The organism is Methylobacterium sp. (assembly GCF_019745455.1).
Lineage (GTDB): Bacteria > Pseudomonadota > Alphaproteobacteria > Rhizobiales > Beijerinckiaceae > Methylobacterium.
In genome coordinates, this window is the sequence record NZ_JAIETD010000004.1 from 1 (window position 1) to 11,249 (window position 11,249).

At 67.5% G+C, this 11,249-nt stretch carries 16 protein-coding genes; 6 read left to right on the forward strand and 10 right to left on the reverse strand.

What is annotated here, in order from left to right:
- Both K2Y56_RS00715 and K2Y56_RS00720 read right to left on the reverse strand, forming a co-directional pair.
- On the reverse strand, positions 1-184 hold a 184-nt coding region (locus K2Y56_RS00715; protein ID WP_292503790.1), incomplete at its 3' end, for a hypothetical protein.
- A gap of 196 nt (positions 185-380) precedes the next feature.
- Positions 381-590, reverse strand: coding sequence for a hypothetical protein (locus K2Y56_RS00720; protein ID WP_292503792.1), 210 nt, complete (start codon positions 588-590; stop codon positions 381-383).
- Positions 591-754: 164 nt separating this feature from the next.
- On the opposite strand from K2Y56_RS00720, the gene argB reads away from it, so the two are divergent.
- The 3 genes from argB (at position 755) to K2Y56_RS00735 (ending at position 2,915) form a co-directional block, all read left to right on the forward strand.
- A complete protein-coding gene (gene argB / locus K2Y56_RS00725) occupies positions 755-1,651 on the forward strand; it encodes an acetylglutamate kinase (protein WP_292503794.1) in 897 nt (298 codons plus the stop codon).
- A 131-nt stretch (positions 1,652-1,782) separates the two neighbouring features.
- Positions 1,783-2,511 carry a pyrimidine 5'-nucleotidase gene (locus K2Y56_RS00730; RefSeq protein ID WP_292503796.1) on the forward strand — a complete coding sequence of 243 codons (729 nt, stop codon included), beginning with the start codon at positions 1,783-1,785 and terminating at the stop codon, positions 2,509-2,511.
- A complete protein-coding gene (locus tag K2Y56_RS00735; protein ID WP_292503797.1) occupies positions 2,508-2,915 on the forward strand; it encodes a metallopeptidase family protein in 408 nt (135 codons plus the stop codon). Before K2Y56_RS00730 ends, K2Y56_RS00735 begins: the two co-directional genes overlap by 4 nt.
- Before the next feature lie 13 nt (positions 2,916-2,928).
- On the opposite strand, the gene K2Y56_RS00740 is transcribed toward K2Y56_RS00735, so the two are convergent.
- The 5 genes from K2Y56_RS00740 to K2Y56_RS00760 form a co-directional block, all read right to left on the reverse strand.
- Positions 2,929-4,161, reverse strand: a complete 1,233-nt coding sequence (locus K2Y56_RS00740) for a peptide ABC transporter permease (protein WP_292503799.1) — start codon at positions 4,159-4,161, stop codon at positions 2,929-2,931.
- 136 nt (positions 4,162-4,297) lie between these two features.
- Positions 4,298-4,816: a DUF2937 family protein gene (locus tag K2Y56_RS00745; RefSeq protein WP_292503800.1), complete on the reverse strand. Its 519-nt coding sequence runs from the start codon at positions 4,814-4,816 to the stop codon at positions 4,298-4,300.
- A gap of 80 nt (positions 4,817-4,896) precedes the next feature.
- On the reverse strand, positions 4,897-5,166 hold the full coding sequence (locus K2Y56_RS00750) for a hypothetical protein (protein ID WP_292503801.1): 270 nt from the start codon (positions 5,164-5,166) through the stop codon (positions 4,897-4,899).
- A 4-nt stretch (positions 5,167-5,170) separates the two neighbouring features.
- Complete coding sequence (locus K2Y56_RS00755) at positions 5,171-6,178, reverse strand: WD40 repeat domain-containing protein (protein ID WP_292503803.1); 1,008 nt, start codon at positions 6,176-6,178, stop codon at positions 5,171-5,173.
- A gap of 82 nt (positions 6,179-6,260) precedes the next feature.
- Positions 6,261-6,485, reverse strand: coding sequence for a DUF1275 family protein (locus K2Y56_RS00760; RefSeq protein ID WP_292503805.1), 225 nt, complete (start codon positions 6,483-6,485; stop codon positions 6,261-6,263).
- Positions 6,486-6,644: 159 nt separating this feature from the next.
- Between K2Y56_RS00760 and K2Y56_RS00765 the strand changes: the two genes are divergently transcribed.
- From K2Y56_RS00765 to K2Y56_RS00775, 3 genes are all read left to right on the forward strand, one after another.
- Positions 6,645-7,061, forward strand: coding sequence for a response regulator (locus K2Y56_RS00765; RefSeq protein ID WP_292503807.1), 417 nt, complete (start codon positions 6,645-6,647; stop codon positions 7,059-7,061).
- A 46-nt stretch (positions 7,062-7,107) separates the two neighbouring features.
- Entirely contained in the window at positions 7,108-7,479 is a 372-nt protein-coding gene (locus K2Y56_RS00770; protein ID WP_292503808.1) for a photosystem reaction center subunit H, read from the forward strand.
- 134 nt (positions 7,480-7,613) lie between these two features.
- Entirely contained in the window at positions 7,614-8,687 is a 1,074-nt protein-coding gene (locus K2Y56_RS00775) for an ROK family protein (protein ID WP_292503810.1), read from the forward strand.
- A gap of 10 nt (positions 8,688-8,697) precedes the next feature.
- Here K2Y56_RS00775 and K2Y56_RS00780 read toward each other — a convergent pair whose 3' ends face one another.
- The 3 genes from K2Y56_RS00780 to K2Y56_RS00790 are packed head-to-tail and all read right to left on the reverse strand — an operon-like array spanning position 8,698 to position 11,164.
- Positions 8,698-9,324, reverse strand: a complete 627-nt coding sequence (locus K2Y56_RS00780) for a DUF2939 domain-containing protein (RefSeq protein WP_292503813.1) — start codon at positions 9,322-9,324, stop codon at positions 8,698-8,700.
- A gap of 21 nt (positions 9,325-9,345) precedes the next feature.
- A complete protein-coding gene (locus K2Y56_RS00785; RefSeq protein ID WP_292503816.1) occupies positions 9,346-9,897 on the reverse strand; it encodes an RNA pyrophosphohydrolase in 552 nt (183 codons plus the stop codon).
- A gap of 55 nt (positions 9,898-9,952) precedes the next feature.
- On the reverse strand, positions 9,953-11,164 hold the full coding sequence (locus tag K2Y56_RS00790; protein WP_292503818.1) for a divergent polysaccharide deacetylase family protein: 1,212 nt from the start codon (positions 11,162-11,164) through the stop codon (positions 9,953-9,955).
- Positions 11,165-11,249 lie beyond the last annotated feature (85 nt).

Here is an 11,249-nt window from a genome sequence, read left to right on the forward strand (position 1 = left end):
TCTTGAGATAGCGGGCCTCGCCCTCGACGATCCTCGTCGATGCCGCGGTCACCTGCGCCTTCATCAGGCATTCGATCGGGTTACGGGCCGGCGAGACGATGACGTCGAGGGCGTTGTCTCGCGAGCAATCCCGGGCCAGCAGCGTACCGGCACAGACGAGGGCGACGGACAGTAATTCAGGCATGACGGACCCCTTTATCGTGATGGCGAATAAGGTCCGCGGGTTTGGCTCTGGCGTCGGAGCGGCCGCGTGATCGTTGCCTTGAACGTTCGTCTTCAGCGTTGTGCTGTCTCAAGCATGGCGTATGCCAGGGGCGTTTCTTTGAAAGACATCAACGGCATGCGTTCGGTGCACGCAGACGATCCTTGTGCCTGCGGATTCAGCTCCGCGGTGAGAGCCAGACCGGCTCCGGTTGGTCGGAGGGCAGGACCATCGCGGCGGCGTCTAGGTCGACGACGTAACGATCGGTAAGAAGCCGCCAGATGTCGCCCGTGGATCGTGCCTGGGCAGCGAGCTCCCCGAGTGCCGTATTGATGACGGCCGCGTTGGTCAGCGTCGGCCGGGTGAGGAGTGGATCTGCATTCAGCATAGGTTGATGATCCTTGGAGACTTAACTCAGGATGTTCCGATACGGTTAATCGGCCGTTACCCGCGACGCGCTGGCGGTTTTAGCGAATGCGCCGGGTTCGCAGACCGGTCCGGCTGAGTTAGAAGCGCGGCGCGTGTCCGCCCCGCAGCTCCCGAGTCGCCGCGATGAAAGAACCCCTGCCGAACGTCCATGTCCGGGCGGAAGTCCTGGTTCAGGCTTTGCCCCACATGCAGCGCTACGATCAGGAGATCGTGGTCATCAAGTATGGCGGCCACGCGATGGGCGACCGTGCGGCGGCCGAGGATTTCGCCGAGGACATCGTGCTCCTCGAGCAATCCGGCCTGAAGCCCATCGTCGTCCACGGCGGCGGACCGCAGATCGGTCGGATGCTCGGGCGCCTCGGCATCGAATCCGAGTTCAAGGGCGGATTGCGCGTCACCGACGAGGCCACCGTCGAGGTGGTCGAGATGGTGCTCGCCGGCTCGATCAACAAGCAGATCGTCGGCTGGATCTCGGCTGAAGGCGGCCGTGCCATCGGCCTCTGCGGAAAGGACGGAAACATGGTCCGCGCCAAGCGCGCCATGCGCACCATCCTCGATCCCGAGAGCAAGACCGAGCAATCCGTCGATCTCGGTCTTGTCGGCGAGCCCGAGCATGTCGAGCGCGGCGTGCTCGATGCCGTGCTCAAGGCCGAGCTGATTCCGGTCCTCGCTCCAGTCGCCTTCGGGGCCGACGGGCAAACCTACAACGTCAATGCCGACACCTTCGCGGGCGCCATCGCGGGCTCGCTCAGGGCCAAGCGCCTCCTCCTCCTCACCGACGTGCCCGGCGTCCTCGACAAGGAGGGCAAGCTGATCCCCGAGCTTTCGGTGGAGGATTGCCGGCGCCTCGTCGCCGACGGCACCATCACGGGCGGCATGATCCCCAAGATCGAAACCTGCATCTACGCCATCGAACAGGGCGTCGAGGCCGTCGTCATCCTCGACGGCAAGGTCGGCCACGCCGTGCTCCTCGAACTCTTCACCGATTACGGTGCGGGCACGCTGATCCGCCGCACCTGAGAACATTGGTGCCCGGCTTCCTCCTCCCATGAGCCGGGTACCGAGATCGATTGCGCTTCACTGATTTGGACGGAGAGGCGGGTCAGGCTAAGCTCGCGTCGACAGTCCTTCCGCGAACCCCACGAACCATCTTGTTCCTTCCAGGCGAGAGCCATTTCACTGCCGCCGAGTCCCGCGGTTTCGCGCATGTCGATACCTGGGTGTTCGATCTCGACAACACGCTCTACCCGAGCGACGCGATGGTGTGGCCGCAGGTCGACGAGCGCATTACCCTCTACGTCATGCGCCTCTACGGGCTCGACGGGCTCTCGGCGCGCGCATTGCAGAAGCATTTCTATCATCGCTATGGCACCACGCTGAAGGCGCTGATGCTCGAGGAGAACATCGACCCGCACGACTTCCTCGACTTCGCGCACGACATCGACCACTCGACGATCAGCCTCGATCCGGCCCTCGGCGACGCCATCGAGCGCCTTCCCGGCCGCAAGCTCATCCTCACCAACGGGTCGCGGCGGCATGCCGAGAATGTCGCGAGGAAGATCGGCATCCTCGACCATTTCGAGGACGTGTTCGACATCGCGGACGCGCAGTTCGTGCCCAAGCCCGAGCGCTCGACCTACGAGCGCTTCTTGGAGCGCCACGGCGTCGATCCGCGCCGTGCCGTCCTGTTCGAGGATATCGCCCGCAACCTCGCCGTGCCGCACGAGATTGGGATGGGGACCGTCCTCGTCGTGCCGCGAACCCTCGATCCGTTCCGCGAGGCCTTCGAGCAGGAGGCGGTGCACGAGGCGCATATCGACCATATCACCAACGACCTCGCCGGCTTCCTGAGCGAGCGGGTGCTGCCGGAGATGCGATGAACGGCCTTGCCGAGGCGCGGGCGCCATCCCTCGACGAAATCGAGGTCCTGGCGCGCGATGCCTTCGCCGAACTCCCCGACGCCTTTCGCCGCCTCTGCGACGGGCTGGTGATCCATGTCGAGGATTTTCCGGACGAAGAGACGCTGGCGGAGATGGGCTGCGAGAGCGAGTTCGACCTCCTCGGTCTCTTCCGCGGGATCGGCCTCGCTCAGGGGGGCGAGGCCATGACCGGGCAGATGCCGAACCGGATCTGGCTCTATCGGCGGCCGCTGCTCGACTACTGGTCAGAGCATGACGAGACGCTCGGGCATCTCGTCACCCATGTGCTCGTCCACGAGATCGGGCACCATGTCGGCCTGTCGGACGAGGACATGGCCGCGATCGAGGCGGCCGCCGCGGATTAGAGCCGCGCCCGTCTCAGGCGTCGTTGGCGGCCTTCAGAAGGCTCGCCTTCGGCCGACGGGTCCGGAACTGGCCGCGCTCGATGGCCACGAAGGCCAGTACCGTCACTGATAAGGCCGTGATCCACCACAACACGGTCAGACCGACGCCGACGCAGGCAATGGCGAAGGCGGCTGCGAAGGCGGCCAGCGCGCCGGGACCGAGGGCGGAGCTCTCACGCCCGCTGCGCCTGATCGCCGCCTGCAGGGCGAAGGCGGCCGCGAGCGCCCCGACGACGCCGAGTTCGTACCAGAGTTCGAACAGGACCGTGGTGGGCGCATTCGCTGGCAGGAGCCCGACGACACGGCCACGCCGGGTCGTTTCGAATCCATGACCCGTGACGAGACGCACGGGCTCTGTCGTCACCACCTTCTGCCAGGCCTTGATCGTGAGGACGGCCGGGGCGACGGGTCCCGCGAGGGCGATGCCGATCGGACGCGCCACGAAGGGCAGGAGCGGCGAGGCCACGAGGAGACCGGCGGCCAGGATCGCAACGATGCGCATGCCGAGGTGCAGGCGGACGCTTCCCAGCGCGAAGGCGATGGCGCCGACCGCCAGTGCCAGCAACTGGGTCACATTCGGCGAAAGCACGAGGGCTCCTCCGACGAGGACGAGGGTGACGAGGGCCTCGACGTCGCGCCCACGCGAGCGCAGCCAGGCGACCGCAGGCCAGACCAGCAGGGCAAGGAGGATGAGGTCGCGGTTGAGCGCGCTCTCGTCGTCGGGGGCGCTTCGCAACAGAGCATCGCCGAACAGGCCGGCTACGATCGCCATGACCGCCGCCGCGGTCACGCCTACAGGAAGCAGATAGAGGTTGGCCGACCGCATCCGGTCCGGCAGCGCAAGGTAGCCGGCGAGGGTCAGCAGGATCGTGGCTGCGAGGTTGAGGAGACGCTCGGTGGCCGGCCCGAGAAACGGCGTCCAGACCAGGGAAAGGGCCGCCCAACCGAGGACGAGCAAGCCGGCAAGGAAGGCGGGTGAGCGTACCATCGCCAGGGCGACGGGACGGATCGGCCGGTTCCTGCCGTCGATGGCACTCGCGAGGATCAGCAGGATCACGCAGATCGGGACGAGGATGACGGTGGCGCGCCGTGCCACCTGGGCCGCCATCGGCACCACCACGAACAGGCCGAAGAAGCCGACACGGCGCAGCAGAGCCGCGGCGTCGAGGGCCGGGTCGATCGTCTGATGGGTCGGTGCGCGCGCCATGATGCGACAACAAGCCGTGAGCCGGCGCCAGGAATTGACCCTGCGCTACCTGCGAAGTCCTAGTCCATGCAACGCGGGCACGCTGTAGATGGATCGCAACACCTGTGCCCTTCCCGCAACGCCAGCGGAGCCGTCCTCAAGCCGCCGACGGCTGTCGTCGCCTCGGAGCCAGTCGCCGTACAAGATCGCTCAGCAGGCGCCATCCGGCCCAGGTCGCCAGGAAACCGAGGAACCCCGCGATGAGGCCGTCTGCCGTCGTCGGCACCGCGGGCTGGTAATCACGATAGGTCGCCTGGGCCAGCGCCATGTCGGGGTTGCGCAGCACGACCGTTAGCCGGCCTAGCGGACCGCCGGCTTCCTGCAGTGCCCGCTGCTGCTCGGAGAGGCTGCGAAGCCGCTCGATATCCTCCCGCGCCGCCGCACCTCGCCGGGCCACCAGAGCATCCTGGTTCTGGCGCAGGCGGTCGACGGCGCCGTCGCGGGTATTGCCGGTTTCTGCCGCGTCCTTCTCGAAGGTCGCGACCACGCGCTTGAGCTCGTCCACGGTGCCGCCGAGGCGCTGGCTGTACTGCTGGGCGAATTCCGGGCCCTGCGCCCCCACAGCGCCTCCGAAGAGTCCGAGGGCGAGGCCGAGGGTGCGAAGGACACGGAACACGATGCGGATCTCCTCGGTTCGGCTTCGCGGCGTCGACTGGACAAGGGTGGCTTTCGGAGATCAGTTCCGGCCCCCTCTTCTTAACCCGCAAGGGCCTCCACCACATCGGGCTGCGTGACCCCGGCGATGGGTTTGGTGATCTTGAGGGCTTGCGTGCGCTGCTTTGCCCGCATGATGAGGATCACCGTCTCGAAACCCGGACAAGCCGGATCTGGGCATTGGATCTCGTTCGCCTTGACGACGTCGTCGGCATCGAGCTTCGCCGCTTCCCGTACCCAATTCTCCACCTGCCGGCGCTGGGCATCGGCTGCTTGAGGTCTTGCCGAGCGGCCGAAGCCGAACAGAGCCATCGGTTCAACCCGGCAGGGTGAGGAGGCCGGCTTCGCCATCGACGCAACCGAAGGCGAGACGGCCGCCGCGCGCATCCCAGGCCAGAGCCGAGATCCCGCTGCCCTTCACCGCTGGCCGCACCAGGAGCTCGGAAGCGTCTACGAAACGAACGAGCAGGATGCAGCCGTCCTCGTAGCCGATGGCGAGGACGAGGGCCTTGGGATGGAAGGCGACGCGGGAGACGCGGGCCGGTCGCACGCCGCATTCCCGCGGCGCCTTGCCTGTCGGTCCTTCCTTGGAATCGAACGGCCAGGCGATGGCCGCCTCGGCGCCGCCGGTCCCGAGCCAGTTCCCGTCCGCCGACCAGCTCGTCGAGCGGACCTTGCCGGGGTAACCCGACATCCGCATGTGGCCCTTGTCCGGCGAGAGGCGCCAGCCGTGCAGGGCATTCTCCTGCATCGTCGTCACGACGAAGCGGCCGTCGGGGGACCAGGTGACGTCGATATGCGAGCCCTTCCAGGCGACCACCTCCGGCTCCGCCGCGAGGTTCGGGTACCACAGGGTGGCGCCGTTATAGTGCGAGATCGCGAGGCGATAGCCCTTGGGCGCGAAGGCGAGACCTCGGGCGGTCGTCGGGGCCGTGAAGGTCTTCTCGCGGCCCTTCGCGTCGCGGGCCGTCACGGCCCGGCCTGCCGCATAGGCGACGGCGCCGTCCGGATGCAGGGCGAGCGCATCGATCCAGGCACCGTTCTGGGAAGCGCCGATCTCCGTGACGCTGCCGTCGGCCGTCGTCGCGACCACACGTCCGTCGTCACCGCCGGTGACGAGCCTGCGCCCGTCGCCGGCGCCGACGAGGATGCCGCTATCGGGATGGGCTTCGATCCGCCGCGATCGGTCATCCTCGATAAGGAGGACGCCACCGTCGCCGAGCGCAAGCGCGAGCATGTCCTTCATCCAGGCGGCCACGGTGACGTGCGCGCCCGCCGCGATCGGAGTCACATGGTCGGCCAGGGAGGGTTCGCTGAGGCTCATGCGTCTGATTCAATCCTTAAAGTCGTCCCGAACCGCATTCAGGCGGTCCCGGGCTTATGCACCAGGGTCAGCATCGTCGCCATCACGGCGAGGACCGCATGCCTCCGACGAGGAAGGCGATGACGGGCAGCGCCTGCAGGATTGCGGCGTGAACCTCACCATGGCCGAGATGGACCACGAACTGGGTCGTGTTGCCGCTCGTGAACGAGGTGTAGAGGCCGCCGAGCCGGCTGAAGCCGATGGCGTCGGCATAGCCCGCGATGGCGGTGAGGACGAGCCCGACGATCAAGCTCCACGACCGGCTCACGCCATGCTCCTGGAGGCCGGGCCGGCAGGGTTAAGGCTTTGCTCACCAAACCCGCGCAAGTTTAGGCAACCAGGGTGAACGTCGGAGCGCACGGAGCCGTTTCTCCAGCGATCCGGCCTCGGGGCTTTCGTCCTCAGCCGGGTGCGTTGGAGTTGCGTCATGATCCCTTTCGCCTGTGCTGCCTTGCCTTGGCCGGCCGTCCGGTTGGCAGGTGCCCATGAAACCGTCCTCGTGGTCGAGGACGAGGCCATGGTCTGCGACCTCGCCGCGGAGGCGTTCCTGGATGAGGGCTATCGCGTTCTCACGGCCGCCGATGCCGACGAGGCGCAGGCCATCCTGGAGCGCGAGAGCATCGATCTGCTCTTCACCGATATCGACTTGGCCCACAACACCAACGGCATCGCCCTGGCCCGCTGCGCCCGCCGCCACCGCCCAGGCCTGCCGGTGATCTATACCTCTGGCGGACGCGCGAACCTTTCGCCGGCCGATGCGGTGCCTGCGTCGGTCTTCGTGCCGAAACCCTACCGGCCGAGCCAACTCGTCGCCGTGGCCAATAATCTTCTGCGCCACGCTTGATCTTCTGCACCACGTTTCCTGATCCCCCTCACGGATAAGCCCCATCATGCGACCCGTCTTCGCCCGCGCCGTCCTCCTCGGTTGCGTCCTCGTCATCGCTTATGCCGACCGTGCTGCCGCCTGCGACGTAAGGAGCGCAAAGCTCGAGGAGGCCATCGCCGACAAGAGCGAGCTGCGCGAGGCTGCCAACAAGCAGACGGTGCGCGACCTGCGCACCCTGCGCGACGCCGCGATCGTCCTCGATACCTACAAGTTCGATGCCGAGTGCGTGCGCCTGATGGCGATCGTGACCAAGCTCTCCGCAGATCCCGAGAAGACGATCGAGCGGGGGGACACGGACGAGGACAAGGCCGAGGAGGTGATGCAGGCTCGCAAGCCCAAGGTCGTGCCGGGAATCGATCCCGAGAAGCCCCGCTAGGGCATCGGACTGGTTCCGAAAGCCGACAACCACCCTTTCGACCGCTGCCTAAGGGAGCGGCTGTGAGTGAAGCGCAGCCGGATCCGGTTTCGCGCGTTGCAACTCGGACCTCTCGCAATAGGCGGATCACAAGCATGGCGGCGGACACGAAACCGGGTCGATCTGGCCTCGCGCACGGATCGGCCGAGCTCCCGTCGGTCGTGGTCGACAGCAACAATATCGAGTTGAAGGACGAGGAAGGCTTCGTCGGCGACAAGGTCTCGAAGAAGGCCTTCCGCGCGCTTGTCGAGGACTGGCGCGTGAAGATGCGTGCGATCGGCCCCGATCCGCTCGGCGACCGCGAGAGCGAGACGATCAGCAAGAAGCGGCTCGACGAGAACCTCGTCGAGGGCCCCTCCCTCGCCTCGGGCGTGGTCTTCAGCGCGGTCGAGGAGTTCTCCCAGGAGCTGGCATCCCTCGTGCGCAAGTTCCTGCGCCAGAAGGGCTGGCGCGACACCTCCCACATCGTGGTCGGCGGCGGGTTGCGCGACAGCCTCGTCGGCAAGCTCGCGATCGGCCGGGCCGAGGCGATCCTGCGCGGCTCGGGTCTCGACATCGTCCTCGAACCGATTCGCAATCATCCCGACGAGGCCGGCTTGATCGGAGCCGTGCATCTTGCCCCGTCCTGGATCTTCACCGGCTACGACAGCCTGCTCGCGGTGGATATCGGCGGCAGCAACATCCGGGCGGGCGTGCTCGAGACCAACCTCAAGAAGGCCCCCGACCTGTCCCGGGTCGAGGTCTGGCGCTCGGAGATCTGGCGCCACTGCGACGACGAGCCCAAGCCCAGCCGCGAGGAGGCGGTTCAGCGCCTCATCGATATCCTGCTCGATCTCATCCGGCGCGCCGAGCGGGCCGACCTCTCCCTTGCGCCCTTCATCGGGATCGGCTGCCCGGGTCGGATCGAGCCCGACGGCACCATCGATCGCGGCGGGCAGAACCTTCCGGGCAAATGGGAGGGCGAGCGCTTCAACCTTCCCGACCGCATCGTCGAGGCGATCCCGCGCATCGGCGATCACGACACCATGGTGGTGATGCACAATGACGCCGTGGTGCAGGGCCTGAGCGAAGTGCCGCATTTTCACGATGTCGAACGCTGGGGCGTCCTCACCATCGGCACCGGGCTCGGCAACGCCCGCTTCACCAGCCGCAAATCGGTGGCGGAGTGACGCGCGTGCGTCAGGGCCTCGGTCCGCGCGGCTTGCGCTCCGCCGCCTGAGCGATCGACTGGGCGATGCGCTGCCGAAGATCCTCCGGCAGCTCGATATCGACGAGGCGCCAGGTCCAGCCGCGCAGGCGCAACCTGACGCGGAACCGTCGCTCCGGCCCTTGGTTCGGCGGGACCGGGATGACGACGGTACGAAACCCACGCATTTCGGACGCCAGGTAGAAGGCCAGCAATCGTCCGATCCCCTCGATGCGAAGACCCTGCCGCGGTTGCGTCGGCGGCGCCTCGGCGCCGTTCCGGCCGAGATCGAGCGATTGCGGCCAGCCATCGTCCAGGAGGTCGACGACAGTGCCCGGGGTGACGAGGGTTTCAACCAGGGGGATCGCCAGGGCGGCGGCGGTGTCGACGATGCGCTCGCGCGGCTCCGCGGTGCCGGTGGTCTCGGTGCTCGCCCGCGCCGCCGCCGTGGCCTGGCGGATGAGGGAGAGGCGCAAGGTCCTGAAGTTGACGTGACGCTCGACATAGGCGGTGTCACCCGCCTGGACGGCTTGCGACAGCCCATAGAGCGCCCAGAACGGCGTCAGCGTGAAGACGAACCAGCCGAGCGCCAGAACGATCGGGAGCGACCACCAGCGCATGGCGCCCTCAGCCCGCGTGACTCACGGGGAGCCCCGCCATCCGGTGAGGTGCGAGAAGGCCGCCACCACGCCCTCGTAGACCGGCCGTTTGAACGGCACGATGAGGTCCGGCAGAGACTTCATCGCCTCCCAGCGCCAGGAGTCGAATTCGGATTTATGGGCACCCCCGCCGGGGTGCAGCACGTCGATCTCGTCCTCGGAACCGGAAAAGCCGAAGGCGAACCACTTCTGGGTCTGGCCGCGGTATCGACCCTTCCAGGCCTGTTTCAGGATCTCCGGCGGCAGGTCGTAGGACAGCCAGTCCGGTGCTTCGGCGAGCAGTGTCACGCTCGCGGCGGGCACGCTCGTCTCCTCGAAGAGCTCGCGCAAGGCGGCGGCATAGGGGTCTTCGCCCTCGTCGATCCCACCCTGAGGCATCTGCCAGGCCCGGCCGTCGGCAACGTGCTCCGGCCCCGCATCGGCCCGACGCCGGCCGACGAAGACGCGGCCCCTCGCATTCAGCAATGCGACGCCGACGCAGCGGCGGTAAGGCAGTGCGGCTTGAGCAGCGAGGACTGGCTGAGCGATGGTCATTGAACCGGACCATAGGGCAGCCGATGGGGCTCCCGCAACGCGGGAAGCGTTTCTCTCACGGGGTTGCGCTGGTGAGGCGAGTGCCCGGCGCCGAGTTCCTCAGGGCGGCGCTGACGGGAACGAGGCGAACGCCGCGCGCTTCGAGATCGCGCGACCATCGCGAGATCCGCTCGACGGTGAGCGGCAGGGCGGACGCCGACGCGATGACGAGTCCCTTGGTTCTCGCCTGTGCCTCGAGCCTTGCAAGTTCCCGGTCGATGGCCTCGGCTCTGGGCACCACATCGACGACGATCTCGGCCCGCGCCCACGGGGTCTTCATCTTCGCGGCGATGCCCTGGCTCAGCGTACGGGGCGAGGAGCCGTCGTCGAGGAAGCCGAGGCCGCGATTGGCGATCTCCCGCATCACGGGCTCGAAGGCAGCGGCGTCGGCCGTGAGCTTGGCCCCCATGAAGTTGACGATGCCGACGAAGCCGCTGAACCGGCTCATCGCCCAGGCGAGCTTGTCGAGGTTCTCGGCCGGCCGTAGCGTCGTCAGGAGAGTCTGTGGCCCGGGATCGCTGTCAGGATAGTCGAACGGCTCCATCGGCACGTGCAGCAGGATCTCGTGGCCTGCTTCGCGCGCTCGTGCTGCGCCGCGATCGAGGTCTGCGCCGTAGGGGCTGTAGGCGAGGCTCACGGCCGCCGGCAGCTTGGCGACGGCTGCAGCGGTGGCGGCCTGACCGATCCCGAGACCAGAGACCACGAGGGCGATGCGGGGACCGCCGGTTACCCCGGCGGGGCGGGCATAGACATCGAGGGCGCGGACTCGGCCTTCGCCGAGCTTCGGCAGCGAGCCGTGGCGGCCGCGCTCGGTCAGGCGTGGATCGGGCGCGGCGGCGAGGGTCACGCCCGCCTCGTTCGGGACCCGGATGATGACCGCGTCGGTCGGCGCCGCGGTGCCGAGCGGACGCACGACTGTCACACCCGAAGAGCCCTCCACCTCGGTGGCGGAACTCGATCCCGAGGCCGGCTTTTCGGATGGTGCCGTAACGCTCTTCGAAGAAGTGTCCGGCTCAGCTTCGCGAACATTGATCAGCGCTGTCGCATGCGGCTCGCCCCCAAGAGGATCTCCGACGAGCGCGACAACAGAGCCGCCGACGACGAGTGCAGCGGCCAGGCCACCGAGGATCGTGCTGCGGGTGAGGCGGAACCGCAGCAGGTCGCGAAGCCGCTCGGCTCGCGGCACCGCTCTCCCCAAGGGACGTGTCAGGATGTCGTCGGAGGCCACGCCTGCCTGCTTCCTCGGCACCGGAACCGAGCGCCGGCCATACCTTCCTGAAACGGAAAGCGGCCTCCAGCGTCGGTCTCGCCGA

Bases quoted from the DNA above. Each gene is read 5' to 3' on its own strand.
- K2Y56_RS00720 (WP_292503792.1), bottom strand. From the start codon at position 590: ATGCTGAATGCAGATCCACTCCTCACCCGGCCGACGCTGACCAACGCG.
- argB (WP_292503794.1), top strand. From the start codon at position 755: ATGAAAGAACCCCTGCCGAACGTCCATGTCCGGGCGGAAGTCCTGGTT.
- K2Y56_RS00735 (WP_292503797.1), top strand. From the start codon at position 2,508: ATGAACGGCCTTGCCGAGGCGCGGGCGCCATCCCTCGACGAAATCGAG.
- K2Y56_RS00740 (WP_292503799.1), bottom strand. From the start codon at position 4,161: ATGGCGCGCGCACCGACCCATCAGACGATCGACCCGGCCCTCGACGCC.
- K2Y56_RS00750 (WP_292503801.1), bottom strand. From the start codon at position 5,166: ATGGCTCTGTTCGGCTTCGGCCGCTCGGCAAGACCTCAAGCAGCCGAT.
- K2Y56_RS00755 (WP_292503803.1), bottom strand. From the start codon at position 6,178: ATGAGCCTCAGCGAACCCTCCCTGGCCGACCATGTGACTCCGATCGCG.
- K2Y56_RS00765 (WP_292503807.1), top strand. From the start codon at position 6,645: ATGATCCCTTTCGCCTGTGCTGCCTTGCCTTGGCCGGCCGTCCGGTTG.
- K2Y56_RS00770 (WP_292503808.1), top strand. From the start codon at position 7,108: ATGCGACCCGTCTTCGCCCGCGCCGTCCTCCTCGGTTGCGTCCTCGTC.
- K2Y56_RS00775 (WP_292503810.1), top strand. From the start codon at position 7,614: ATGGCGGCGGACACGAAACCGGGTCGATCTGGCCTCGCGCACGGATCG.
- K2Y56_RS00780 (WP_292503813.1), bottom strand. From the start codon at position 9,324: ATGCGCTGGTGGTCGCTCCCGATCGTTCTGGCGCTCGGCTGGTTCGTC.
- K2Y56_RS00785 (WP_292503816.1), bottom strand. From the start codon at position 9,897: ATGACCATCGCTCAGCCAGTCCTCGCTGCTCAAGCCGCACTGCCTTAC.